Below are 25364 nucleotides of genomic sequence, written 5' to 3'. Positions count from 1 at the left end.
CCTCCTAAGGGTGCGGATACGGGGGCGGCGGGCGCTCAGAGCGCGAGCCGGCGTCCCCGCTGGAAGATCCGCAGGAGCAGCGCGCCCAGTGCGACGACGACGATCGAGAGCGTCGTCATGATCGTGGACAGGGCCGCGGGTGTCGGGTCCTGGTAGTTGTTGAGGTAGCTGTACATCCACACCGGCAGGGTCTGCTGGTCGCTGCTGAGCAGGAAGATCGACAGGTCGATCTCGTTGAAGCTCACCAGGAAGGCGAAGACTCCGCTGATCAGCATGGCGGGGGCGATCTGCGGCAGGGTCGCGCGCAGGAACGCCCGGAAGGGCGGGGCCCCGAGGTCGATCGCCGCGTAGTCGAGCGTGCGGTCGGCCCGTGCCAGGGCCGCGGTCAGCAGGACGATCACGAACGGCACGGTGGCCACCGTGTGCGCGAGGACCACCGCCCACCGGCCGGAGGACAGGCCGGAGCGGGCCAGCAGCATGAACACCGCGAAACCGAAGGCGATCTTGGGCACCACGACGGGTGAGAACAGCACCGACTGGACCAGTCCGCTGCCTCGGAAGCGGTACCGCACCAGGGCCACCGCCCCGGCCGTCCCGAGCAGTACGGCGAGCACGGCCACCAGGACGCCGATCCACAGGCTGCCGACGAAGGCGTCCATGACTCCGTCCTGGTGGTAGAGGTTGGTGTACCACCGGGTGGAGAACCCGGGCGGCGGCCACACCCCGTAGGAGACCGAGGACAGCGAGCTGATCACGACGATCGCGGCGGGCAGCAGCTGGAAGACGTAGACGACGGCCATCCACACCCCCAGGCCGCGGATGCCCCTGGGCGGCGACGGGCTGATGGTGACGCCGCCCTGGTCGGCTTCGGCGAAGCGGCGCTGGATGAGTACGAACACCCCGGTGGACACCAGCGCCAGGATCAGCAGTACCAGGGCGCAGACCGAGGCGCCCGGATAGTCCGTGGTGCCGACCAGCGAGTAGATGCTGGTGGAGAGCATCGCGACCCGTCCGCCGCCCAGCAGGCTCGGGGCGGTGAAGCTGGAGATGGTCAGGGCGAAGGTGAGCTGGCAGCCGGCGATGAGTCCCGGGGCACTCAGCGGCAGCGTGATGGTGCGGAAGGTGCGCCAGCGCGACGCGCCGAAGTCGTCGGCGGCCTCGGCGAGTGTGCCGTCGATCTGCCGGAAGGTGCTGCTGATCGGCAGGACCATCAGCGGCAGCAGGGTGTGCACCAGGGCGATGACGACGGCGGTGCGCTCGTAGAGCAGGTGCACGGGACCGACCCCGAACACCCCGAGCGCGGAGTTGAGGAACCCCTCCTGGCCGAGCAGCAGTTGCCAGGCGTAGACACTCGCGATGCCGGAGAAGACCAGCGAGGAGAAGACCACCGCGTATCCGGCGTTGCGCCAGCCGGTCCGTTTGGTGTGGTGCAGCGCCAGGGCGGTCAGATAGCCGACGACCGCGGTGATCGCGGTGACCAGCAGACCGACCAGCACGGTCTGCCAGATCACCGACCAGTAGTAGGAACTGTCGAGGACCTTCGTCCACGACGCCAGGGTGTTGCGGGTGTTGACACCGCCGGGCTGGTACTTCTGGGTGGAGTACTCGACCAGCGACTCCATCGCGAAGGCGAACACCGCGATCAGCAGTACCAGGCTGGGGGCGAGCAGCAGCAGTGCCGTACGCCGGTCGCGGCCCCGGCCCGCGGGAGGCGCCTGCCGCTTGCGGCGGGTGCCGGGTTCCACGGGGGCGGGGCGTTCTTCCGTGGCCGTCGCCGCCCCGCTCGCCGGCCCGGCCTCGCGTACGACGCCTGGGCGGTTGTCCGCCATCGTGCGGCTTCCTTCCGGTCGTGGGTGGATCGTCAGATCTTGGAGACGACGTCCTGGTTCCAGCGCTCCGTCCAGGCGGCCATGTTCTTGCCGACGGTGTCCCAGTCGACGTCCACGAACTTCTGGTCGGGACCGGCCGCGATGGCGGGGATGGCCTTGAGCTTGTCGGTCAGCGTCGAGGTGCTCGCGGCGGGGATCTCGATCGAGGTGTCCACCCAGCGCTGGTTCCACTGGGGCAGCAGCATCTGGTTGACGATGTCGTAACAGACTTCGAGCTCGTCGTCGGAGGCGCCGGAGTTGATGTTGACGCCGACCGGGTCGAAGAACGCGCCCTCGGCGGGGCGGCTGTAACCCAGCGGTGCGCCCTGGCCGCGCCACGCGGTGGAGGTGCCCAGGTAGTGCGAGGTCAGCGGTGCCTCGCTGGTGGAAAGGACGTTGAGGAACTGGGGGTTGGCCGTCACGATGGTGCGGATGTTCTTGGCGTGCTCGGTCCACAGCGAGAAGCCCGGGTCCATGGTGTCCCAGCCGCCGCCGTTGAGCTTGGCGGCCATGCCGATGGCCCACCACGGGATGGTGAAGAAGCAGAGCTTGCCCTTCTGGGCGGGCGACCACAGGTCGGTCCAGGACTCGAAGGGCTTGGGGTACGTCTTGGTGTTGTAGACCAGGCCCATCTGGTCGGCGCCGAACACCACACCGCAGTGGTCGCGTTCGATGAACTGCGGGTGCAGGTTGGTGGTGTTGGGTATCCGGCCGTAGTCCAGCCTGAGGTACATGCCGGTGGCCTTGCCGGCGGCGGTCGCGCCGCCGTTGGAGAAGACCAGGTGGTTCAGCGGCTTGTGGGGGTTGGCCTGGAAGGCGGCGGTCTGCTTGGCGAGGTTGAGCGTGTCGTCGATCTTGATCCGGACGTTGGGGTGCTTGTCCTGGTACTCCTTCGCGAACTCCCTCGGCATCAGGCCGAGATCGGCGCCGGCGAAGGGCGTCATGGTGATGGTCAGCTTCTTGCCGCCGCCCGAACTCTTCGACGTGCCGGGCTGCTTGTCCGAGGCGCAGGCGGCCAGGAAGAGCCCCGCCGCGACGGCGCCTCCGCCGGCCAGCAGCGAGCGCCGGGACACCGGCGTCCGGCCGGCGCCGTTTCTCCCGTTTCTCCCGCCCGGCGCGGCCCCGGCCGCCGAACTGTCCCCGCCGGACGCACTCGTGTTGCCTTGCATGGTCTCTCCCTAAGTAGTTCGCGCTAGTGCCGTGGCCGGAAAGGTTTGCCTGGTTCGCGGCGTCCGGTGCGGTGCATCGCAAGGCGGAGAATCACCCTCGTACTGGGCGTACTCGGGCGACTTCGACAACGCAGCGAGGTGCCGTGCAGGGCGTCGCGAAGCGGTGAACCTTTCCGGTCACGGCGCTAGCTGTCCGCGCCGAGCATGACGGCGGCGTCGGTCGGCCAGCCGATCTCGACCTCGTCCCCCGCGGCGATCCCCCGTGCCTCCTTGGCGGGGAGCTGGACGACCAGCTCCGGTCCGGCGTCCGCCACCGCCACCTGGAAGCGGATGCTCGGCCCCTGGAAGGTCAGGTCGGTCACGCGGGCGGTGAAGCGGTTGTCGAAGCCGGTCGTCAGCCGGTGCCGCAGGGCGATGGCCTCCGGCCTGACGGACAGTGCCGTGCCCGGCCCCGGGGTACGGCAGCTGAATCCGTCCGCCCGCAGGACACGGTCGCTGACGGAGCCGCGGATGATGTTCGTGTCCCCGAGGAAGGTGGCGACGAACTCCGTGGCCGGGCGGTCGTACAACTCGTCGGGCCGGCCGACCTGTTCGACCCGGCCCCGGTTCATCAGGGCGATCCGGTCGGAGATGGTGAACGCCTCGGTCTGGTCGTGGGTGACGAAGACGAAGGTGGTCCCGGACTCCTGCTGGATCTTCTTCAGCGCGCGCTGCATCTGCACCCGCAGCCGCAGGTCCAGCGCTCCCAGCGGCTCGTCGAGCAGCAGTACGGCCGGCTTGTTGGCCAGGGCCCGGGCGATCGCCACCCGCTGCTGCTGGCCGCCGGACAGCTGCGCCGGCTTGCGGTCGGCGTAGCCCGCGAGCTCCACCAGGTCGAGCATGTCGGTGACGGCCGCTCGGATCTCGGCCCGTGACAGGTGACGGGTCTTCGGGCCGAACGCGATGTTCTCGGCCACCGTGAGGTGCGGGAACAGCGCCAGTTTCTGAAAGATCAGGTTGGTCGGCCGCTTGTTGGGCGGCACACCCGTCATGTCCTTGCCGGCGATGGCGACGGTGCCGGTGGTGGGGTGCTCCAGACCGGCGAGCATCCGCAGCGTCGTGGACTTGCCGCAGCCCGACGGCCCGAGGAGCGAGAAGAACTCACCACGCCTGACACCGAGGTTCATACCGGTCACGGCGGTCTCGCCGCCCGGGTAGGTCTTACTGACATCGGTCAGCTGTGCGTCGAGAACCGACGGATCGTCCGGGTTCACAGCGTCACCTGAACTTCCATTCATTGGAACTTGGCTTCCACTGGGGTGGCAAGGACGCTAGTGAGTGGAAAGAATCCGGTCAACAGTCCGCCGGAAATTTCTGTGACGGACGGCCCGATGGACGGCGTCACCTACCCCTGAAATCGGAAGATTTACGGATGAAAGGGATGTCGATGACGCCGGGAATCTCGGGGCGACGTCTGCGCCTGGCGGGGTCGGATCCATGCCTACCAGGGCATTTCCCCCCATGCGGGGCGGCGACCTGGGCATTCGGGACGGCGAGGGCTAGGGTGACGCCACTGGCCGATAACCGCCCACGCCGCGAGGGTGGTGGCACCGGCCGGCACCCGACGCCCGTCCGTTCGTCCGTCCGTCCGGGAAGTGCCGTTCCGCACAGCGGTTTCATTTTGGGTCGGCCTCGGCATTCAGCCGCGACCCGAAGTGACCGCGACGACAGCGCGGGCCGCCTCCCGCAACCCGTCCCGCTTCCGGCTAGAGTCCGGTGGGTCAGGGGAAGGGGGTACGGTCGTGGACTTTCCGTGCGGCCTCGCCCGGCTCACGGTCGTCCGTCACGGGCAGAGCACCGCGAACGCGCTGTTCGCGCTGGCCGCGGAGAGCGGAGACCCGGCACTGGCCGTGGCGGAGGAGACGGACAGGAGTGTGCCGCTCTCGGAGCTGGGACTGCGTCAGGCGCGGGCCGCGGGACGGTGGCTGGCCCGCCTGGACCCCGCGGACCACCCGGCACACGTCATCTGCTCGCCCTATCTGAGGGCAGTGCGGACCTGGGACGCCATGGCGGCAACGGCGCGCGAATCAGGGACGGGGCTTCCCTCCCCGCTCGTCGACGAACGGCTGCGTGACCGGGAGATGGGGGTGCTGGAACTGCTGACGCCGGCGGCGATCGGTGAGCGCCACGCGGCCGAGTCCGCTCGCCGAGAACGCGTCGGGGAGTGGTTCTACCGCCCGCCGGGCGGGGAATCCCTGGCCGATGTGGTCCTGCGGGTCCGGGACTTCCTCAACGAACTGCGCGTCGACGCCACCGGCGAGCACGTCATGATCATCGCCCACGACGCGGTCGTGGCAGCCGTGCAGCAGGTCCTGGCCGGTATCGGCGCTCCGCCGGTCGGCCTCACCCCCGTGCGCAACGCCTCCCTCTCACAATGGGACGGCGACGGAACCCGTATGCGCCTGACCGCACTCGGCGCCACCGATCACCTCGAAGACGAGGAACCACCGGCACCCTGAGCAACGACACCGCCCGGCGGGGTAGGAGTGCCCGCAGGGGGCGTCAGGAGGTTCCGGGGTCGGGTCTGTCGGGGTTACGGGCCTTTTGCCGTGAAGAAAAGCGGTGGACAGTGATCATGTGATCGGGACACTGGTTCGATGACCGAATCAGACGCGAAGGCGGATCTCCGTCTCTACCTGCAAGATGCCCGTGACGCGCTGGTGTGGAAGCTGGAGGGCTTGTCGGAGTACGACGTCCGCCGGCCCATGACGCCGACGGGCACCAACCTGCTCGGGCTGGTCAAGCACCTGACCGGCGCCGAAGCGGCCTATTTCGGCGAGACCTTCGGCCGGCCGGTCGAGGCACCGCCGCTCTGGATCGCGGGGGCCGCCGAGCCGAACACCGACCTGTGGGCGACCGCCGGCGAGACGCGTGAGCAGATCGTCGACGACTATCGCCGGGTGTGCGCCCACGCGGACATGACGATCGAGTCGCTTCCCCTCGACGCCGTCGGCCGGGTGCCGTGGGGGCCTCGGTCGGAGCTGCCACTCCGCCGGATTCTCCTCCACATGATCGCCGAGACCCAGCGGCACGCCGGGCATGCCGACATCGTCCGTGAACTCGTCGACGGGACCACGGGACAGCGACCCGGGAGCGCCAACACGGCCCCCGGCGACCCGGCCTGGTGGCAGGAGGCCGCGGCGGCCGGGGCGCATGGCGCGCCCCGGACCGAACCGCGGTCCCCGGACCACAACCCCGGCTCAGGCCGTCGTCTGCGGAAGGCGGGAGAACCAGTCGATCGTCAGCGCCAGCCCCTTGTCGAAGTCCACCACCGGCTGCCACCCCAGCACCGACCGCGCCCGCCCGATGTCGGGCCTGCGCAGGCTCGGGTCGTCCACCGGCCGCTCCACGAACGCGACCGACGACGACGAGCCGCACAGATCACGGACCCGGCACGCCAGGTCCAGCACACTCAGCTCCACCGGGTTGCCGATGTTGAACGGCCCCCGCTCCCCGTCGGCCGCGGCGGCGGCGAGAATCCCGCCGACCGTGTCGTCGACGTAGCAGATCGACCTGGTCTGCCCGCCGTCCCCCGCCACCGTCAGCGGCTCCCCCGCGAGGGCCTGCGTGATGAACGTCGGGATCGCCCGGCCGTCCTTGGGCCGCATCCGCGGACCGTAGGTGTTGAACAGCCGGACGATGACCGTGTCCACGCCCAGGGTGTCGCGGTAGGCCGTGGTCAGCGCCTCGGCGTACCGCTTGGCCTCGTCGTACTGGCTGCGCGGGCCCACCGGGTTGACGTTGCCCCAGTACGACTCGGTCTGCGGGTGGATCAGCGGGTCGCCGTAGACCTCCGAGGTCGAGGCGAGCAGGAAACGCGCGCCCTTGCGGTGCGCGAGGTCCAGCGCGTTGAACGTGCCGTGCGCGCCCGCCCTGAGCGTCTCGATCGGGTGCCTCGCGTAGTCGTGCGGCGAGGCCGGCGACGCGAGATGCAGGACCAGGTCGACCGGACCCGGCACGTCGAACGGCTCGGAGACGTCCCTGATGTCCAGTGCGAACCCCGGATCGTCGGACCGTCCGGCGACGTTGTCGGCGGAGCCGGTGAGCAGATTGTCGACGCAGACGACTTCCGCCCCCTCCTCCCGCAGCCGGTCGCACAAGTGCGACCCGACGAAACCGGCGCCACCGGTCACCACCGCGCGGCGTACTCTGCGGCCCTCGCCCATATCCGTCTCCTTCGACGTCTCACCGCGCGTCATGGTCACGACTCCCGCAGCGAGCGGCCGGTCTTCGTCAGGAACACGTCGTCCAGCGTCGGTCGGTGCAGCTCGATGGTCGACAGCTCGATGCCCACATCGGCCAGCGCCCGCATGATCCGCGGCATCGCCGTCTCGCCCACGTCCACCGACAGCCGCAGATCTCCGTCGTCGCGTATCTCCACCGACTGTACGCAGTCCTGCTCGCCCAGCACTCCGGCCGCCTTCTCCGCGTCGTCGGCCACTCCGACGGTGACGACCTCTCCGGCGATGGACCGTTTCAGCTCGGCCGGGGTGCCCTCCGCCACGATCCCGCCGCCGTCGATGATGGCGATCCGGTCGCACAGCGCGTCGGCCTCGTCGAGGTAGTGCGTCGTCAGGAAGACGGTCATGCCCTCGGCGCGCAGCCGGCGGATCTCGTCCCACATGTGCGAACGGCTCTGCGGGTCAAGACCCGAGGTGGGCTCGTCGAGGAAGAGGACCTTGGGCCGGTGGATGACGCCCAGCGCGATGTCGACCCGCCGGCGCTGGCCGCCGGAGTACGTACGGCAGTGGCGGTCGGCGTAGGCGGTCAGATCGAACGCGTCCAGGGCCTGGGTGGCCCGGCTCAGCGCCTCGACCTTGCCGAGGCCGTACATCCGGGCCTGCATGACCAGTTCCTCGCGGGCCGTCACATCGTCCCAGGTACCGCCGCCCTGGGCGACGTACCCGATGTTCCGCCGTACCGCGGCCTGTTGGGTGCGCAGGTCCGCCCCCGCGATCACGGCGTCACCGCCGTCCGGCGGCAGCAGGGTCGCGAGCATCCGCAAAGTCGTCGTCTTCCCGGCACCGTTCGGGCCGAGGAATCCGAAGATCTCCCCCTCGGCCACACTCAGGTCCAGGCCCGCCACCGCCTCCACAGACGCGGCCTTGCGACGCCGGCCCGTCTGGAAGGACTTCCGCAGTCCGCTGGTCTCGATCATCAGGACGTCCTTGTCACGTGTCACGAATTTCAGGTTCAGGATCAGAAGCCGGAGCAGGACCGGTGGGTGGGGCGGGAGCCGGGGCCGGGCCCCCGGGGCGGAGCCGGGGACCGGGCCCCGGTCCCCGGGTCAGCGGACCGACCGCGCAAACAGCCGGGCCGACCACGCCAGGGCCACCAACGCGACGCCCGCCATCAGCCCGAGGCTCTGCCACACCGCGTCGTCACCCGCGTGCCCCGCGAACAGCGAGCGCATCCCCACGACCGTCCAGCTGAAGGGATTCCAGTCCGACACCCGCCGCAGCCACAGCGGCGCCAGCGCCAGCGGCAGCAGCGTCCCCGACAGCAGCATCAGCGGCTGCGCCAGATTGTTCACCACCTGGCCCAGCACATTGGGATTGCTCACCTTCAGCGCGATCCCGTACGAGATTGCCGAACTGCTCAGGGTGATGAGCGCCAGAAGCGCATAAGCGAGCAGCAGATCCTCGACCCTGACGAACAGTCCGAGCGGCATCGCCAGGACGATAATGATTGCCGCCTGAATCACCAGAGTAATCACATCCCGCAACGCACGCCCCAAGAGCAACGCAACTCTGCTCACTGGAGTCACACGGGCCCGTTCAATAACTCCGGAACTCAACTCGGCCAGAAGACCGAACCCCACATAAAGTCCGCCGCCGAGTGCCAGGGCGACCAGCATTCCGGGTACATAGATCCGGTAGGCGTCGGTCATCGAACCCGCGCCCATCGATGCCAGCGCGGGTTTGAGCAGTGGCGCGAACAGCGCCAGATACACGACCGGCTGGGCCACACCCAGCACGATCGACAGCGGTGACCTGATCATCAGCAGCATGTGCCGCTGGAACACCAGCCAGATGTCGCGGAGCGTCTTCACTTCTGTGCGTTTCCCATTCCTTCGAGGTGCCGGGCCGCGGCCGCGGCGCCGCCCGCGGCCGCGAAGGACTCGCGCACGCGGTGCGCCGCGGCGCGGTAGGACGGATCGTCGAGCACGGCCAGCAGGTCCTCGCGCAGCGGCTCCGGCCGCACGCTCGCGAACCGGACCCGGCGGCCGGCGCCGACCGCCGCCACCTGGGCGGCGTTGATGGGCTGGTCCCCCTTGATCGGCGCGACCACCAGCGGCACACCGTGCGCCAGCGTCTCGCAGACCGTGTTCAGCCCGCCGTGGCTGACCACCGCGTCCAGCCGCGGCAGCAGTTCGAGCACCGGGACCCGGGAGCGGACCAGGAGATGCTCCGGCGGGTCCGGGATCGTACCGTCCGGCGCCACCACCACGGCCTGGAGCCGGTCCCCCAGCGGGCGCAGCGCCTCGGTCACCCGCGCGTAGAACTCCTTGGCGATGTCCATCGACAACGTGCCCACGCTGACCAGGACATGACGGCGTGCCGGGTCGAGCCAGTCCCAGGGGAAGGTGGTGTCCGCGGGACGCGGGGCCAGCGCCGGGCCGACCAGGACGGCGTTCTCCGGCCAGTCCAGCGGGCCGGTGAGCGCGCTGCCGGTGAAGGCGATCAGCAGATGCGGCGAGAACCGCAGGTCGTGCGGCGGTTCTCCCGGCAGGCCCGCCGCGGTCCACATCGCGGCCATCCGGTCGTGGATCCACGCCTCGACCTTGGGCAGCGCCCGGTACGGGCGGGTCAGTTCCATCGTGGTCGGGGCCATGCTCGCCCACGGCAGCCCGGCCCGGTGCGCGGCCAGCGCGCCCGCGACGGCGTGCTGGTCCACCACCAGGACGTCCGGCCGGAAGCCGGCGACCGCGCGCTCGATGCCCGGCAGGGTGACCTTCGCGTGCGGGACGATGTAGCCGTCCCACCGCGACTTGGCCGCGGCCATGCCCCGGTCCGCCTGGCCCCGGTGCGCCCGCAGCGGGATGGGCTCGATCACGGCGTCGGGGCCGAGCACCGGCCGCAGAAACGACTCCGAACCCGCCCACACCACGTCGTGCCCGCGTCCGACCAGCTCTTTCGACACGGCGGCCAGCGGGTTCACATGGCCCGTCAGCGGCAGGGAGACGAAGAGGTAACGTCCCATCAGCCACCGTCCCCGGGCGGTACGGGTGCGCCCCGGCGGGCCGCGACGTACGCGGCCACGTCGGCGACGGTCAGGCCGATGATCTGGTCGATGTCCAGCCCGGCGACGTACGCGACGAGGTCGACCCCGTCCCCGTACCGTCCGCGCAGCGCCAGGCTCCACGCGGCCAGTTCATGGCTCTCCACCAGGAGGTCGCCGTCGACACGGGTGTCGGGACCGACGACTTCCAGCCATTCGGCGTCCTCGCCGACGATGTCGCGCAGCAGTTCGGCGACCGGGCGGATCAGCCCGGACGCCGCCGGGTCGCCGGCCGCGGCCGCGTCTCCCGACGCGGCCGTGCCGTCCGACACCGCAGGACCGCCCGACGCGACAGCGCCCGTGGTCACGGGGTGTCTTCCGAGGGCTGTCCCGGCGCGGCCCCGGGCTTCACGGCCCGCAGCGCGCCGTAGGTGATGACGCCGGTGTCGAAGCCCTTCTTCATCAGCGGGCCGGCGTGGAAGAACCCCAGGACGTCCACACCGCGCTCACGGGCCAGGTCCCGCATCACGGCCCGGCCCCGCTCGAACCGCTCGATCTGCGCGAAGGTCGGGTCCCAGGAGTTGGCGACGGCCTTGCTCCAGTCCACGAAGGAGACGTCGGCGAAGCCGGCCGCGCCGGCCAGCCGCTCGTGCTCCTCCAGCGACGAGAAGTCGGGCATGACCTGGTGCAGGAGGACCTGCCGGACCAGGTCCTGCTCGGCCTCGTCCAGCTCGCCGTCGCGCACCGACCAGGTGCCCACGGCCAGGATGCCGCCCGGGCGCAGCATGCGCAGCGCCTCGGCGAAGAAGGCCGGCCGGTCCGCGATGTGCATCAGGCTCTCCAGCGCCCAGACCACGTCGAACGACTCGTCCGGGAAACCGGTGGCGAGCCCGTCGAGCACCTGGAAGCGGGCGCGGTCCGCGACGCCCGCGGCCTGCGCCTTCTCATTGGCCCTGGCCGCCTGGAGGGTGCTCAGCGTGACGCCCTCGACCGTGCAGCCCAGCGGCCCGGCGAGGTGGAGGGCCGGTCCGCCGATGCCGCAGCCCACGTCGAGGACCTTCGATCCGGCGGGGACGCCGGCGAAGGCGACCAGTTCGTGGACCAGCCGGTCGGTGGCGGCGTGGCGGTCCGCGCCGTTCACGCCCGGGACCTCGCCGGGGTCCCAGAAGCCGTGGTGGACGTGCTCGCCCCACAGGTCCTCGTACAGGTCAAGGGTGATGTCGTAGTAGCGCTCCACGGCCGTGTTCAGGCCGGAGTCGATCCCTGGTTCCACTGATGGCCAATCCTCGGAAGTTGGCATGAATGCGTAATACGAAGGCAGCAGGAATGGAAACCGGCAGGCCGCACTGGCCCCGCCCAAAATTGGTCTAATCCACATGGGACGTGCCGATACGAAACCGGCCACCGGAAAAGTACGCGGAGAACCGGCCGCACGGACAGCCGTATCGAAAAGAGAACCGCCAAGCCGGGAGGAGGACGAGGATTACCGGCAGGTAGTTTCAGTAAGTTCAGCAGTTCAGCAGTTGAGCGATGGCAACTTGCTGCCGGGTCACGGCAGTTGGCGAAGCGGCGGCCATGCTAGCGGCAGGGGGTGTCCTCGTCAACGCGAAGAATATAGCGGTTCAGCAGCCGTTGATCCCCCGCGGAGACGGCGAAGTTCAGCCGCCGGTTCTCGGGTCTTGACAGGGAACAATTCTGAGTTGAAAGTTCGGCGTGAGAATTCAGTTGGCTCTTTTGATCAAGACTCGGGGAAGAGGTTCCGGTTCTTCATGAAGGCTGCCTCCACAACTCCGCCGAAGGGCCTGGGACCACCACCGCTCGACCCCTCCTGGGTCGACGAAGTCCTCCTTCGCGGCGCCGGCGCCGAGCACTGCCTGTACTTCGACACCCCCGTCAGCAGGGACGAGCTGCGCCGCCTGGTACGGGAGCGGCAGGCCGAACTCGCGGCGGCCGGACTGCGGCAGGGCGGATCGGTCGCGCTGTGCCTGGCCCCCTCGCTCGCCCTGGTCGCCAACATGCTGGCGGCGTGGCGCATCGGCGCCCAGGCGGCGCTGCTCGACCACCGGCTCACGCCCTTCGAGACCGCCCGGGCGCTGACCCGGCTCGAACCCCAGGTCGTCGTGACGGCCCCGCCGATCGGCGCCGGCCCGGCACGCGGGTTCTACGACCTGCGGGAGACCGTCAGCACCTATCCGGGCCGTCCCGCCCGTACCCCGCACGCGGTCGTGCAGCTCAGCTCCGGCTCGACCGGCCCCTCGAAGATCATCGGGCGCACGGCGGCCGACCTGGTCGCCGAGATCGGCCGGTACACGCGGATCGACGGGGTGCCCAGGGCCGGTGAGCGCATCGTCTCGATGGCCTCGATGGTCCATGTCCTGGGCCTCGTCGGCGGTCTGCTGTACAGCCTGCACGCCGGGGTGCGGCTCGCGCTCCCGCGGCGGGCGACCGGGGAGGGCATCCTGTCCACCGTGGCCGCCGGCCCCGAGCCGACCACACTGCTCGGCGTGCCGTTCCACATCGAACTGCTCACCTGGGTCGCGCAGCCGCCCCGGCTGCCGCAGCTCACCGGCATGACCACGGGCGGGGAGCTGGTCAGGGCGCAGGTGTACGACGCCTTCACGGACCACTACGGCATCCGGCTGGGCAGCATGTACGGGATGACCGAGGTCGGCGTCATCGCCACCGACCTGTTCGGCGCCCACCGCCCCGAGCTGACCCCGGCGCCCGGCATGACGCTGCGGGAGGACGGCGGCGAGTTGCTGATCGCCATGGAGCAGTCGCCGTACATCGGCTCCGACGACGCGTCGCGCTGGTCCGACGGCTGGCTGCACACCAAGGACGGCGGCACCGTCGACCCGGACACCGGACGGGTCCGGGTGCTGGGCCGGCTCGACTCGCAGGTGTCGATCGGCGGTCTCAAGGTCGACCTCACCGAGGTCGAGCACACGCTCGCCGCCCTGCCGGAGGTGGAGGCCGCGGTCGTCGTCTTCGGCACGTCGATCGAGGCGTACGTGGTGCTGCGCGAGCAGGGCACCGCGGAGCGGGTCGGCGAGCGTCTCGCGGAGCGGCTGGCGGCCTACAAGCGGCCCCGGCTGCTGCACGTCGTGGACCGGCTGCCGCGTACCGCCACCGGAAAACTCGTCCGTGACCGGACCGTCCTGCGGGACGCCGGCCAGGGGGCGCAGGGAACGTCCGTTCAAGAACAGCCCAACCGGAAAGGGAACCCCCGCGATGTCCACTGAGGAGATCCGAGCGTTCGTGCTCGCGTCGCTGTCCGAGATGAACTACGACATCACCGGAGTCGACGACGACACCCCGCTCGGTCCGGCCGGCGCCGACCTGGAGTCGCTCTCGCTGGCCGAACTGGGCGTCCGGGTCGAGGAGCGCTTCGGCGTGCGGTTCGAGGACGACGAGGCCGAGCTGCTCGGCACCATGACGGTCGGCGAGTTCGGCGCGGCGGTGGCCGCCCGTATCGAGGCCGCGACCGCCGCGGGTCTGTGAGCGTGCCGAACATACCCGAGCGCGCCGAGGTCGTCGAGATACTCGCCGCCTTCGGCGACCGCTCCCCCGAGCAGGTCCCCGAAGGCATCGACTCGATGGAACTGGCCTGGCTCGTCCACCAGATCGAACAGCGCTACGGCAGTCAGCTGGACGACGACGACCTGGCCCGGATGACCACCGTGACCGGAGTGCTCCAGGTGCTCGGCGAACAGGCCCCCGGCCCGGACGCCCGGAGCCAGGACACACAGGGCTCGGACGCACAGAGCCAGGACGCACAGGGCCCGCATGTGTGAAGTCCGCGTCCACCGGGCCCTGCCGCACGACAGGGCCCGCCCGGTCCGGCCGGTGAACGGCCCGACCCCGCACGACCGATCCGGAACGAGGTGACGAGATGACAGGGATGGTGTCAGCGGCCCGCCGCGGAGCCGGCTCCGTCGTCGTCACCGGGGCCGCCGTGCTCAGCGCGTTCGGCGAGGGCGTCGAGCCGCTGCTGTCCGCGGCGCTCGACGGCCGGCCGGCCTTCGCACCGGTACGGCGTTTCGACGTCTCCGGCCGGCGGGTCGCGCACGCCGCCGCGCATCCCGGCGCGCCCGTGCTGACCGACGAGTTGACGCGGATGATCGGACGGGCCTGCGACCAGGCCGGCCTGTCCGCCGCGCAGCGCGCCGGCACGGCGCTGCATCTCGCGGTGCACGGCGACCCGGAGCTGCCGCGCGTGCCGGAGGCCGAGCGGCCCGCGCACGGCGCGGACGCGTTCGCCGCCGCCGTCGCCCGGCGCGGCGGGCTGTCGCCCGCGGCGCGGGTGTACACCTCCGCCTGCGTGGCGGGGAGCACCGCGGTGGCCGACGCCGCCGCGGCGATCGCCCGGGGGCGGGCCGACCGGATCGTGGTGGCGGCCGGCTATCTGGTCGAGGCCGACCAGTTCGCCGTCTTCGACGCCGGACGCGCGCTCGCCCGTGACGGGCGGGTGCGGCCGTTCAGCGCCGAGCGCAGCGGGCTGCTGCTGGGCGACGCGGTGGTCGCCGTCGTGGTCGAGTCGGCCACGGCGGCCCGGGAGCGGCGGGCCCGCCCGCTGGCCCGGCTGGCCGGCTGGGGGCGCGCGGGCGACGCCCACCACGTCTGCAAACCGCGCCCCGACGGCGAGGGACTGGCCCGCGCGATCAGCGACGCGCTGCACCGAGGGCAGGTCGGGCCCGGGGAGATCGGCTACGTCAACGCCCACGGGTCGGGCACCCCGGTCAGCGACACGGCCGAGGCCGCCGCCCTGCACCGGGCGCTCGGCGACGCGGCCGCGACCGTACCGGTCAGCTCCACCAAGTCCGTGCACGGCCAGGCCCTTGAGGCCGGCGCCCTGCTCGAACTGGTCGTCACCATGGCCGCGCTGCGCGCCGGGAAGCTCCCGGTCAACGCGGGCTATCTCGGCCCCGACCCGAGCTGTCCGCTGCGTCTGATCCTCGATCAGGCGCAGGACAGCACGTCCGGGTACGGCCTGAGCCTGACCACCGCCTTCGGCGGGGCGAACACCGCGCTCCTGGTCGGTACGCCGTGAGCCCCACGACAGCGGGCGTACGGCCCGCCCTTGTCCCCGACACCTCCCTGACCGGGCGGGCCGGGGCCGCGGGGCTGCGGGTGCTCGCCGCCGGGGCGTGGCCGGAGTCGGCGGCCGACCGCGTTCCCCCGCCGATCGCCGGGTTCGTGGTGTCCTCGTTCAGCCCGCTCGCCGCCGAGACGGCCCGGCGCTGCCTGGAACGGCGGCCAGGGTCCGAAGCGGCAGCGGACCCCGTGGTCACCGCCGTGGTCGTGGTCAGCGCGCTGGGCGATCTCGCGGGCGCGGTGCACGTGGCCGAGACCACCGACGGCGGCGGCCGGCCCGGCCCGCTGCTGTTCTTCCAGGCGGTGCCCAACGCCGTCGCCGGCCATGTGGCCGCGCTGTGGCGGCTGACCGGGCCGGTGGTGTGCGTCGGCGACACCGACTCCGGGCTGGACGTGGCGGCGCTGCTGATCGAGGACGGCGACGCCGACGAGGCGCTGCTGATCCGGGTCGACCAGGCCCACACCGCCGGCGGGCCCGACCGCGCCGCCGCCGTCCTGCTGGCCGCCCGTCCGCCGGACACGGACACAGACACAGACACGGACATGGACGCGCCCGCCGGGCGGGCGCCGGGGCCGGCGAGCCCCGTACCGCAGGACTTAGGAAGCCGGCCCGGCTCAGGACCGCACGACCACGAGGGAGAACAGCCGTGACCGACGCGCGACCAGGCAACACCGGACGAGCGGACGTCGTCATCAGCGGAATGGGCATGGTGACCCCCGTGGGCAACAGCGCCGCCGAGGTCATGGCGGCGATGTGCGAGGGCCGTTCGGGGCTGGGCCGGCCGCCGGCCGGGGGCCCGCTGGAGGGCTCGCTCGACGTGGCCGCCTTCGCCCCGCCGATCGACCCCGCCTCGGTGCTCGCCGGGCCCGAGGCCCGGGTGGTGGACCGCTACATCGTGATGGCGATGCGGGCCGCCGAGGAGGCGCTGGCCGACGCCGGGATCGAGGTGGGCCGCGACGTCGACCCGTACCGGATCGGGGTGATCCTGTCCGGGACCGGCGGTCTGGCCACCCTGGAGGCCCAGGTCATCACCAGGACCCAGCGCGGCCGGCTGGGGGTGAGTCCCTATCTGCTGCCGGGGATGCTGCCCAACATGGGCGCGGCCCGCGTCGCCATCCGGCACGGCATCCGCGGCTACAGCTCGTCGATCGGCACCGCGTGCGCGGCCGGCGCCCAGTCCGTCGGGGAGGGCCTGCGGCTGCTGCGCGCGGACGAGGCCGACGTGGTGGTCTGCGGATGCAGCGAGGCCCCGCTGTTCCCGACGCTGGCCGACACCTTCGGCAACGCCCGCGCGCTGGCCCGGGGCTGGGCCGACGACCCGGAGGGCGCCAGCCGACCCTTCGACCGCCGGCGCAACGGGCTGGTGCTGGGCGAGGGGGCCGGTGTCCTGGTCCTGGAGCGCGCCGAGCACGCGGACGCGCGCGGCGCGGCCGGGTACGCCGGTGTGCTCGGCTGGGGAGCCACCAACGACGCCCACCATCCGACGACCCCGCACCCCGACGGCGAGGGCGCCGCGGCGTGCATGCGCCGGGCCCTGGCCGACTCCGGGATCGGGCCGGAGGACATCGGCTACATCAACGCGCACGGCACCAGCACCAAGCTCGGCGACCTCGCCGAGTCCGTAGCGATCCGCCGGGTCTTCGGGGAGCAGGCGCCGCCGGTCAGCGCCACCAAGGCGGTCACCGGGCACATGCTCGGCGCCTCGGGGGTCGTGGAGTCGGCGGTCTCGGTGCTGGCGCTGCGGCGCGGGCTGCTGCCGCCGACCCACAACCTCGACGACCCGGACCCGGCCTGCGATCTCGACCACATCCGCAAGAGCCCGCGCCCGGCCCCGGAGATCAGCCACGTGATGTCGAACTCGTTCGGGTTCGGCGGTCACAACGTCAGCCTCGTCTACGGCCTGCCGGGCACCCGGCTGTCCCGTACGGCCTGACGGCACCGAGTCATCGACATAGGAGCGGCAATGGACTACCTCGGCATCGATCATGTCGAGTTCTACGTGGGTGACGCGCGCCAGGCGGCTTTCGTCCTGTGTTCCGCGTTCGGCTTCCGAATATACGGGCAGGGCGGTCCGGAGACGGGTCTGCCCGGGCAGCGCAGTCTGCTGCTGGGCCAGGGCGACTGCCGGGTGCTGCTGACCTCGGGCCTGGTGCCGGACCATCCGGCCGTGGAGTACGTGGCCCGGCACGGCGACGGCGTCGCCGTGATCGCCCTCGGCACCCACAACACGGCTGCCGCGTACGCCGGTTCGGTGGCGGGCGGCGCGACCGGGATCGAGCCGCCGCGGGCGTACTCGGGCGGCGGCGCCTCGGTGGTGACGGCCACGGTCTCCGGCTTCGGCGACGTGGTGCACCGGCTGGTGGAACGTCACGGCACCGAGGGGGAGTTCCTGCCCGGCGCCATCGAGATGCTGGACGTGCCGCCGCCGAAGGAGCCGGACCTGCTGCGGGCCATCGACCATGTGGCGGTCTGCGTGGAGCACGGGGAGCTGGACCCGACCGTGCAGTTCTACCGCAAGGCGTTCGGCTTCGAGCTGATCTTCGAGGAGTACATCGAGGTCGGCGAGCAGGGCATGTTCTCCCAGGTGGTGCAGAGTCCGGACGGCGGGGCCACGCTCACGCTGATCCAGCCGGACATGAGCCGCTCCCCCGGGCAGATCGACGACTTCCTGTCCTGGCACGGCGGTGCCGGTGTCCAGCACCTGGCCCTGAGCAGCCATGACATCGTCGCGGCCGTCGACACGCTCGCCGAGCGCGGTGTCGGCTTCGCGTTCACCCCGGACACCTACTACGCCTCGCTGGACGGGCGGCTGGGCTCCGTCGACCTGCCGGTGGACCGGCTGCGGCCGCGCGGAATCCTGGTCGACCGGGACCACTGGGGCCAGATGTACCAGATCTTCGCCAAGTCCCTCCATGTGCGGCGGACCTTCTTCTGGGAGCTGATCGAGCGTCACGGCGCCCGGACCTTCGGCACCAGCAACATCCCCGCCCTCTACGAGGCCAAGGAACGGGAACTCTCCACAGTGCGCCAGACCACGGAGGCGGGACACTGATGACCGCCACGCCCACCCAGCAGTTCACCCTCACCGAAGAGGAAATCGCGCTCCTGCCGGACGACGACGAGGTCGCGTTCTACGCCGAGCACGGCTGGTACCTGTCGAAGAAGCTGTTCGCCGACGAGGAGGTCGACGAGCTGGTCGCCGCCAGTGAGGGGTACTACGGCGGCGAGCGCAGCCGTACCCTGCCGGCGCGTCCGCCGAAGCTCGCGGCCTGGCAGCCCTCGGACGGACCGGTCCAGCGGCACAACGACTACGTCCACTACGAGAGCGACCCGATCGCCCGGATTCTGCGCAAGCCGCTGATCGGCGCGGTGGCCGCCCGGCTGGCCGGGACGGCCGAGATACGGGTGTTCCAGTCGACGCTGATCCTCAAGCCGGCCGTCGTCGGCGAGCCGAGCAACATCGTGCCCTGGCACTTCGACAAGCACTACTGGGCCACGTCGACCTCGGAGCGGATGCTGACCGCGTTCATCCCGTTCCACGACTGCGGCGAGGAGATGGGCACGCTCACCGTCGTCGACGGCAGCCACCTGTGGAAGGAGGTCGGCCGCGACGACTCGATGACCAAGCACTTCGCCGAGCGCGACCGGGACGACCTCGAACGCGTCCTGGCCGAGAACGCCGCGTACAACGGGACCGAGATCCGCAAGGTGCCGCTGTTCATCCCCAAGGGGCACATGAGCTTCCACCACTGCATGACGTACCACGGCAGCGGCGCCAACCGCAGCGACCGGCCGCGCCGGGCGATCTCGTTCCACCTCCAGGACGGCGACAACGAGTACCGCGAGTTCCCGCTCAGCGGCGGCGGATCGGCGGCGTACAACCACGACGTGCTGGTCCGGCGGCTCCCGGACGGCCGCCCGGACTACGCGGACCCCGAGTTCTGCCCCGTGCTCTGGCGGGCGGACCGGCCGGCCGGCCGTGACTGACCGGGCGGCCGACCCCGTCGGTCTGTACCGGACCGTCGCGCTGATCCGGGGGTTCGAGGAACGGGCGGTCGAGCTGGTCCGCACCGGTGTGATCCGCGGCGGCATCCATCCCTGCACCGGTCAGGAGGCGGTCGCCGCGGGGACCTGCGCGGCGCTGCGTCCCGACGACGTGATCACCAGCACCCACCGCGGGCACGGCCACGTACTGGCCAAGGGCGCCGACCCGGCCCGGACGATGGCCGAGCTGACGGGCCGGACCACCGGGCTCAACCGGGGCCGGGGCGGCTCGATGCACGCGGCCGACTTCGGGGTGGGCGTGCTCGGGGCGAACGCCATCGTCGGCGCGGCCGTGCCGATCGCGACGGGCGCGGCCTGGGCGTTCCGCCGGGCGGGCTCGGACCGGGTGGCGCTGGCCTACTTCGGCGACGGCGCGGTCAGCCAGGGCGTGGTCCTGGAGACCTTCAACCTGGCCGCGCTGTGGCGGGTGCCGGTGGTCCTGGTGTGCGAGAACAACGGCTTCGCCACCTCGATGCGGCCCGAGCAGACGATGGCCGGCTCGGTCCTCGGGCGCGCGGAGGCGTTCGGCATCCCCGCGTCGGCCGTGGACGGGATGGACCCCGAGGCGGTGCTCGCGGCGACCGCCGAGGCCGTCGCGCGGGCCAGGGCCGGGGCGGGCCCGACGCTGCTGGAGTGCGTCACCTACCGCTACGACGCCCACCACACCTGGGAGCACACCGCGCGCCCCCGCTACCGCACGGACGAAGAGGTCGCCGAGGGCCGCGCCCGCGACCCGCTGGAGGTCCAGGGCGCCCGGATCCCCGCGGCGACCCGGGCGGCGGTCGACGCGGAGACCGCGGAACTGCTCGACGAGGCGGTACGGTTCGCGCTGGCCGGCCCGCACCCGGACCCGGAGACCGCCCTCGACCACCTCTACGCCACCGGGATGCGTGCCAGGGCGGGGGCGCTCTGATGCCGAACCTGTCGTATCTCAAGGCGCTCAACCGCGCGATCGGCGACGAGATGGACCGCGACCAGGCGGTCTGTGTGCTCGGCGAGGACGTCGGGGTGGCCGTCACGCACGCCACCGCCGGTCTGCTGCGGCGGTTCGGCCCCGAGCGGGTGCTGGACACGCCCATCTCCGAGCAGGCGTTCACCAGCTTCGCCACCGGCGCCGCGATGGCCGGGATGCGCCCGCTGATCGAGTTCCAGATCCCGGCGCTGCTCTTCCTGGCCTTCGAGCAGATCGCCAACCAGGCGCACAAGTTCTCGCTGATGACCGGCGGTCAGACCCGGGTGCCGGTGACGTATCTGCTGCCGGGCTCGGGGTCGCGGGACAGCTGGGCGGGCCAGCACTCCGACCACCCGTACAGCCTGTTCGCGCACGTCGGGGTGAAGACCGTGGTGCCGGCCACCGCGTCGGACGCCTACGGGCTGCTGGTGACGGCGATCAGGGACGACGACCCGGTGGTGGTCTTCGCGCCGTCGGGGGCCCTCGGCGTCCGCGAGAACCTGGACTTCGCGGAACTCGCCCCGGTGCCGCTGGGGGTGGGCCGGGTCCACCGCAGCGGTACGGACGTCACGGTCGTGGCGGTCGGGCACCTGGTCCACGACGCCCTGGCGGTGGCCGAGGAGCTGGCCGGGTCGGTGTCCGTCGAGGTCTTCGACCCGCGTTCGCTGCACCCCTTCGACTGGCCGGGGCTGGCCGCCTCGCTGGAGCGCACCGGACGCCTGGTCGTGGTGGACGACTCCAACCGGTCGTGCGGCATCGGCGCGGAGATCATCGCCACGGCGGCCGAGGAGATGCGCCTGGTGGCGCCGCCCCGGCGTGTCACCCGGCCGGACGGCGCCGTGCTGCCCTTCGCCCGGGAACTCGACCTGGCCTGCCAGCCCACCCGGGCCCAGCTGCGGGCGGCGGTCGAGAAAGCGGTCGGGGCGGGATGACGGTCCGCCCCCAGGACGACAAGGCGACACACGGAGGAGAGCTGTGACCGGCACCAACATCAGGGCGAGGCTGGCCGCCGACCCCGAAATCGGCGCGGGCAACGTCCTGCCCAAGCTCTTCGAGCACGGGGCCGACCCCGACGGACCGGGCGCCGCCTTCGATGTCCCGGTCGACGGGCTGCCCGCCTGGGAGGAGCTGACGCTTCGCCGACTCCGCGAGCGGGTGACGGCCCGGGCGGCCTGGTGGCACGAGCGGGGCATCGGCCCGCGCGACCCGGTCGCCGTGTACGTGTCCAGCTCGGCCGACTGCCTGCTGAACTTCCTGGCGCTGACCTGGCTGGGCGCGATCCCCGCGCTCATGAACCAGTACATCCCCGGCGACATCGCCGCCGAGTACATCCGCCGGCTGCGCGGCGTCGGCCTGGTCACCGACGCGGCACACCGCGAGCGGCTGGCCGGCCAGGATCTCGGCCTGGCCGTCCACGCCGACGCGGCGGAGGTCGGCACCGGGGACCCCGAGCGGGCTCCGGCGGCGTACCGTCACCACGCCGACGACCCGATCGCGATCACCCACTCCTCGGGCACCACCCGGATGCCCACGGCGGTGGTCCACTCGAACGGCAGCCTCTTCGCGGCCATGCGGCTGTTCCGGCTGTCGGCGCCGCGCGGCCGGGGGTCCGAGCGGATCCTCAGCGCGCTTCCCGCCGCGCACGCCGCCGGCATCTCGGCGCTGAACATGGCCCTGTGCTTCCGCAGCGACCTGCTGTTCCTGTCCACCCAGAACGACGGCGCCGCCGTGGTCGACGCCATCGAGCGCTGGAAGCCGACGGGGGTCTTCGGCTTCGCGGCCACCTGGGCCCAGCTGGCCCGCGAGGACCTGGGCGCCCGTGACCTGGACTCGGTCTCGCTGTGGTTCAACACCGGCGACTGCGCGCACGAGCCGCACATCCGCCACCTGGTCGCGGCCGGCTCCCGGCAGACGGTCACCCGCGAGGGGGTCCGGCGGACACCGGGCTCCAGCTTCGTCGACGGCCTCGGCTCCACCGAGATGGGCCACTCCGCCTTCCACATCACCCACAGCCCCGGCACCGAGCGGTACGGGCGCTGCGTCGGGGTGCCGCACGGTTTCGCCGACGTCGCGCTGCTCGACACCGCCACCGGCCGGGAGGTCCCGGTCGGCCAGGTCGGCCACCTCGGCCTGAAGGCGCCGACGCTGGCCCCCGGTTACTGGAACGACTCGGGCGCCACGTACCGCAATCGGCTGGGCGGCTACTACCTCACCGGTGACCTGATGTACCGCGACGAGGAGGGCTACTACTTCCATGTCGACCGGGCGGTGGACGCGGTCGACCTCGGCGGGGAATGGCTGTACACCGCGATGTCCGAGGAGCGCATCCTCGCGGCCTGCCCCGATGTGGCCGACTGCACCGTGGTGTCGCTGGAGGTCGACGGCCGGGTGGTCACCGATGTCCTGCTGGCCCCGCACGCCACGGCCGACCCGGACGCCGACCGTACGGCGGCGGTCCGCTCCGCGCTGACCGACGCCGCCGCGGCGACGCTGCGCGAGGTCGTCGTCATCTCCGAGGACGACCTGATCGTCGGCCCCACCGGCAAGGTCCGCAAGTTCCTGATGCGGCAGCGGCACCGCGCCCTGATGGCGGAGACCGGGACGTCCGGCCAGGACTGCGAGCCGGTCGCGCAGGCGCGGGCCGCCGAACCCCTCCCTGCCCCCAAGGCCACCGAGCGGGTGCCGGTCGACTTCGCCGGGGACGGCGAGGGCGCCGACGACATGTCCTGGGGGATGCTGGAGATCTGGTACGCGATGCAGCGCCAGCGCAGCGCGCTGCCGATCGGCGGCCGGGCCCCGCTGGACGCGGGCACCACCGTCGCCGATCTGGCGGAGGAGCTGCGCTATCTGATGACCCGTTTCCCCTCGATGCGCACCCGGCTGCGGTTCCACGGCGAGGGCGACCCCACCCAGGAGCTGTTCGCCTCGGGCACGATCGCCCTGGAGGTCTACGACGCCGGGGACGACGAGGATCCCGGCGAGGTCGCCGCCTCGGTCGAGGCCGAGTACCGCCGTGTCGAGTTCGACTACGCCGGCGAGTGGCCGGTCCGGATGGGCGTCGTACGGCACCACGGCCGGCCCGCCCACCTGGTCACCGTCATGCACCACCTGGTCAGCGACGCTCTCGGCGGGGCGCTCATGCTGCGCGAGGTCAAGGACCGTGTGACCACGCCGGTCAGCGGGATGCAGCAGCTGGAGCAGGCCCGCTGGCAGCGGACGCCGGCCGGGCAGCGGCAGAACGAGCGGGTGCTGCGCCACTGGGAGGGAATCCTCCGGACGGTCCCGGCCCGGCAGCTGCCCGGCCCGACGGACCCGCGCAGCCCGCGGCACTGGACCTGCCTCTTCCGCTCGCCGGCCCTGACCGAGGCCCTGCCGGTGATCGCCGCGCGGACCGGCAGCGAGATCCCCACCGTGCTGATGGCCCTGTACGCGGCCGCGTTGCACCGGGTCACCGGGATCAGCCCCGTGATGGTCAGGCCCGTCGTCGGCAACCGCTTCCGGCCCGCCCTGGCCGACGTGGTGAGCATGGTCGCCCAGGCCGGGGTCTGTGTCCTCGACGTCCAGGACGCCACCTTCGAGCAGGTGGTCGAGCGGGCCGGGCGCGGCACCCTGTCCGCCTACAAGTACGCCTACTTCCACCCGGGCCGGCTGCGGGAGCTGATCGACCGGTTCGCCCGGGAGCGCGGCGAGGACATCAACGTCGACTGCTTCTTCAACGACCGCAGCACGCATCTGCCGCCGGAGGAAGACCAGTTGCTCTCCGGCGAGGAGCTGGCGGAGTCGCTGCGGAAGGCACTCGGCGAGACCACCTTCACCTGGACCGACCGGCGGGACGTCCAGACCGAGCGCCTCTTCGTCAGCATCGACGACGCCCCGGGCAGTCTGCGGATCGAGATCAACGCGGACACCCACTTCATCTCCCCCGCCGACACCGAGGCGCTGGCCAGGGGCATGGAGGAGATCGCCGTCCGGGCGGCCCTGGAACCGGCCTCGGCCGCGGACCCGGTCCGTTGACCGCGCTCATGGCGGTGGCCGGCTATCTGCCGGCGGACCGGGTGCCGATCGAGGAGCCGGCCGAGCGGCTCGGGCTGTCCGCGATGCAGGTCAAGATCTTCCGCCGCTACCACCGGCTCGGCGAGGTCGCCCGCGACCCGCACGGCGGTCTGCTCGACCTGCTGCGCGGCGCGGTCGCCGGTCTCGACGCGCTGCGCGGGCGGGAGCACCGGGTCCGCTACGTGCTGCACGCGCGGACCTTCCCGACGGTCGTGCCCCACCCGCACAGCCCGGTGCGCGAGCTGTGCGAGGAGATCGGGCTCGGCCACGCGGCGGTCTTCGCCGTCGGCCACCACGCCTGCGCGTCGGGGCTGCTGGCCGTCGAGACCGCGGGACGGCTGCTCGACGCAGACGGCGACCCCGGCAGCCTGGCGCTGGTGCTGGCCGGGGAGAAGGTCTTCACCGGCGAGGCCCAACTGGTCCCGGGCACCTCGTTCTTCGGCGAGGGCGCCTCGGCCTGCCTGGTCGCCGCCTCCGGGGAACGCGACCGGCTGCTCTCCTACGCCACCGATCTGCGCGGTGAGTTCGACACCGACGCGGAGGACGTCGCCCTGGAGTTCCAGCGGGTGTACGCCGACGCGCTGGCCGAGGCGATCCAGGCCGCCGTCGCGCGGGCCGGGCTGACGACGGACGCGATCGGCCTGATCCTTCCGCACAACGTCAACCGGGTGGCCTGGCACCAGGTCTGCCGCACGCTCGGCTACCCCCGCGAGCGGGTCGTCCTGGACAACGTGACGAGCGCCGGGCACGTCTTCTGCGCGGACACCTTCATCAACTACGGCACGGCGCTGCGGCGCGGGCTGCTGCGGCCGGGCGAGCCCTATGTGATGGCCGCCGCGGGCGCCGGGCGCGGCGCCACCTTCTCGGCCATGGTCTTCGAGCACTGACACGGGCGGCCGGGGCCGCACGGTCCTCTCCGACTC

General features: G+C 71.9%; 22 protein-coding genes and 1 pseudogene. 14 read left to right on the top strand and 9 right to left on the bottom strand.

Annotated features, from left to right (window positions below; translation table 11 throughout):
- Nucleotides 1-35: 35 nt before the first annotated feature.
- From OHA30_RS33765 to OHA30_RS33755, 3 genes are all read right to left on the bottom strand, one after another.
- Nucleotides 36-1829 (bottom strand): ABC transporter permease, encoded by a 1794-nt coding sequence (locus OHA30_RS33765; RefSeq protein WP_328917670.1) that lies wholly within the window; start codon nucleotides 1827-1829, stop codon nucleotides 36-38.
- 32 nt (nucleotides 1830-1861) lie between these two features.
- A complete protein-coding gene (locus OHA30_RS33760; protein WP_328917669.1) occupies nucleotides 1862-3037 on the bottom strand; it encodes an ABC transporter substrate-binding protein in 1176 nt (391 codons plus the stop codon).
- Nucleotides 3038-3222: 185 nt separating this feature from the next.
- Nucleotides 3223-4290, bottom strand: coding sequence for an ABC transporter ATP-binding protein (locus OHA30_RS33755; protein ID WP_328917668.1), 1068 nt, complete (start codon nucleotides 4288-4290; stop codon nucleotides 3223-3225).
- A 528-nt stretch (nucleotides 4291-4818) separates the two neighbouring features.
- Between OHA30_RS33755 and OHA30_RS33750 the strand changes: the two genes are divergently transcribed.
- Nucleotides 4819-5535: a histidine phosphatase family protein gene (locus OHA30_RS33750; protein WP_328917667.1), complete on the top strand. Its 717-nt coding sequence runs from the start codon at nucleotides 4819-4821 to the stop codon at nucleotides 5533-5535.
- Between the two features lie 138 nt (nucleotides 5536-5673).
- A pseudogene (locus OHA30_RS33745) lies at nucleotides 5674-6210 on the top strand (DinB family protein); the annotation flags it as partial.
- A 66-nt stretch (nucleotides 6211-6276) separates the two neighbouring features.
- On the opposite strand, the gene OHA30_RS33740 reads toward OHA30_RS33745, so the two are convergent.
- The 6 genes from OHA30_RS33740 to OHA30_RS33715 form a co-directional block, all read right to left on the bottom strand.
- The gene (locus tag OHA30_RS33740) at nucleotides 6277-7275 is read right to left on the bottom strand and encodes an NAD-dependent epimerase/dehydratase family protein (RefSeq protein ID WP_328917666.1); all 999 of its coding nucleotides are present in this window, start codon (nucleotides 7273-7275) and stop codon (nucleotides 6277-6279) included.
- 2 nt (nucleotides 7276-7277) lie between these two features.
- Nucleotides 7278-8258 (bottom strand): ATP-binding cassette domain-containing protein, encoded by a 981-nt coding sequence (locus OHA30_RS33735; protein ID WP_328917665.1) that lies wholly within the window; start codon nucleotides 8256-8258, stop codon nucleotides 7278-7280.
- A 105-nt stretch (nucleotides 8259-8363) separates the two neighbouring features.
- A complete protein-coding gene (locus tag OHA30_RS33730) occupies nucleotides 8364-9128 on the bottom strand; it encodes an ABC transporter permease (RefSeq protein WP_328917664.1) in 765 nt (254 codons plus the stop codon).
- Complete coding sequence (locus OHA30_RS33725; protein ID WP_328917663.1) at nucleotides 9125-10279, bottom strand: glycosyltransferase; 1155 nt, start codon at nucleotides 10277-10279, stop codon at nucleotides 9125-9127. Before OHA30_RS33725 ends, OHA30_RS33730 begins: the two co-directional genes overlap by 4 nt.
- Nucleotides 10279-10665 carry a hypothetical protein gene (locus tag OHA30_RS33720; RefSeq protein ID WP_328917662.1) on the bottom strand — a complete coding sequence of 129 codons (387 nt, stop codon included), beginning with the start codon at nucleotides 10663-10665 and terminating at the stop codon, nucleotides 10279-10281. Before OHA30_RS33720 ends, OHA30_RS33725 begins: the two co-directional genes overlap by 1 nt.
- Nucleotides 10662-11570 (bottom strand): methyltransferase domain-containing protein, encoded by a 909-nt coding sequence (locus OHA30_RS33715; protein WP_328917661.1) that lies wholly within the window; start codon nucleotides 11568-11570, stop codon nucleotides 10662-10664. Before OHA30_RS33715 ends, OHA30_RS33720 begins: the two co-directional genes overlap by 4 nt.
- A gap of 496 nt (nucleotides 11571-12066) precedes the next feature.
- On the opposite strand from OHA30_RS33715, the gene OHA30_RS33710 reads away from it, so the two are divergent.
- The 12 genes from OHA30_RS33710 (at nucleotide 12067) to OHA30_RS33655 (ending at nucleotide 25328) form a co-directional block, all read left to right on the top strand.
- The gene (locus OHA30_RS33710; protein WP_328917660.1) at nucleotides 12067-13539 is read left to right on the top strand and encodes a class I adenylate-forming enzyme family protein; all 1473 of its coding nucleotides are present in this window, start codon (nucleotides 12067-12069) and stop codon (nucleotides 13537-13539) included.
- Nucleotides 13529-13798 (top strand): acyl carrier protein, encoded by a 270-nt coding sequence (locus OHA30_RS33705; RefSeq protein ID WP_328917659.1) that lies wholly within the window; start codon nucleotides 13529-13531, stop codon nucleotides 13796-13798. Before OHA30_RS33710 ends, OHA30_RS33705 begins: the two co-directional genes overlap by 11 nt.
- Before the next feature lie 2 nt (nucleotides 13799-13800).
- Nucleotides 13801-14091, top strand: a complete 291-nt coding sequence (locus OHA30_RS33700; protein WP_328917658.1) for an acyl carrier protein — start codon at nucleotides 13801-13803, stop codon at nucleotides 14089-14091.
- A gap of 98 nt (nucleotides 14092-14189) precedes the next feature.
- Nucleotides 14190-15347 carry a beta-ketoacyl synthase N-terminal-like domain-containing protein gene (locus OHA30_RS33695; protein WP_328917657.1) on the top strand — a complete coding sequence of 386 codons (1158 nt, stop codon included), beginning with the start codon at nucleotides 14190-14192 and terminating at the stop codon, nucleotides 15345-15347.
- Entirely contained in the window at nucleotides 15344-16042 is a 699-nt protein-coding gene (locus OHA30_RS33690) for a hypothetical protein (RefSeq protein WP_328917656.1), read from the top strand. Before OHA30_RS33695 ends, OHA30_RS33690 begins: the two co-directional genes overlap by 4 nt.
- Nucleotides 16039-17325 carry a beta-ketoacyl-[acyl-carrier-protein] synthase family protein gene (locus OHA30_RS33685; RefSeq protein WP_328917655.1) on the top strand — a complete coding sequence of 429 codons (1287 nt, stop codon included), beginning with the start codon at nucleotides 16039-16041 and terminating at the stop codon, nucleotides 17323-17325. Before OHA30_RS33690 ends, OHA30_RS33685 begins: the two co-directional genes overlap by 4 nt.
- Nucleotides 17326-17355: 30 nt before the next feature.
- Nucleotides 17356-18444 (top strand): 4-hydroxyphenylpyruvate dioxygenase, encoded by a 1089-nt coding sequence (hppD, locus tag OHA30_RS33680; protein ID WP_328917654.1) that lies wholly within the window; start codon nucleotides 17356-17358, stop codon nucleotides 18442-18444.
- Nucleotides 18444-19379, top strand: a complete 936-nt coding sequence (locus tag OHA30_RS33675; RefSeq protein ID WP_328917653.1) for a phytanoyl-CoA dioxygenase family protein — start codon at nucleotides 18444-18446, stop codon at nucleotides 19377-19379. The genes hppD and OHA30_RS33675 overlap by 1 nt, the downstream gene beginning before the upstream one ends.
- The gene (locus OHA30_RS33670; RefSeq protein WP_328917652.1) at nucleotides 19372-20349 is read left to right on the top strand and encodes a thiamine pyrophosphate-dependent dehydrogenase E1 component subunit alpha; all 978 of its coding nucleotides are present in this window, start codon (nucleotides 19372-19374) and stop codon (nucleotides 20347-20349) included. Before OHA30_RS33675 ends, OHA30_RS33670 begins: the two co-directional genes overlap by 8 nt.
- Complete coding sequence (locus tag OHA30_RS33665; RefSeq protein ID WP_328917651.1) at nucleotides 20349-21320, top strand: alpha-ketoacid dehydrogenase subunit beta; 972 nt, start codon at nucleotides 20349-20351, stop codon at nucleotides 21318-21320. The genes OHA30_RS33670 and OHA30_RS33665 overlap by 1 nt, the downstream gene beginning before the upstream one ends.
- 43 nt (nucleotides 21321-21363) lie before the next feature.
- Nucleotides 21364-24402, top strand: coding sequence for an AMP-binding protein (locus OHA30_RS33660; RefSeq protein ID WP_328917650.1), 3039 nt, complete (start codon nucleotides 21364-21366; stop codon nucleotides 24400-24402).
- Nucleotides 24399-25328 carry a 3-oxoacyl-[acyl-carrier-protein] synthase III C-terminal domain-containing protein gene (locus tag OHA30_RS33655; RefSeq protein ID WP_328917649.1) on the top strand — a complete coding sequence of 310 codons (930 nt, stop codon included), beginning with the start codon at nucleotides 24399-24401 and terminating at the stop codon, nucleotides 25326-25328. Before OHA30_RS33660 ends, OHA30_RS33655 begins: the two co-directional genes overlap by 4 nt.
- Nucleotides 25329-25364 lie beyond the last annotated feature (36 nt).

The organism is Streptomyces sp. NBC_00223 (assembly GCF_036199905.1).
GTDB lineage: Bacteria > Actinomycetota > Actinomycetes > Streptomycetales > Streptomycetaceae > Actinacidiphila.
Note: the sequence above shows the minus strand (reverse complement) of the source record. Positions and strands in the feature narration are given on the sequence as shown.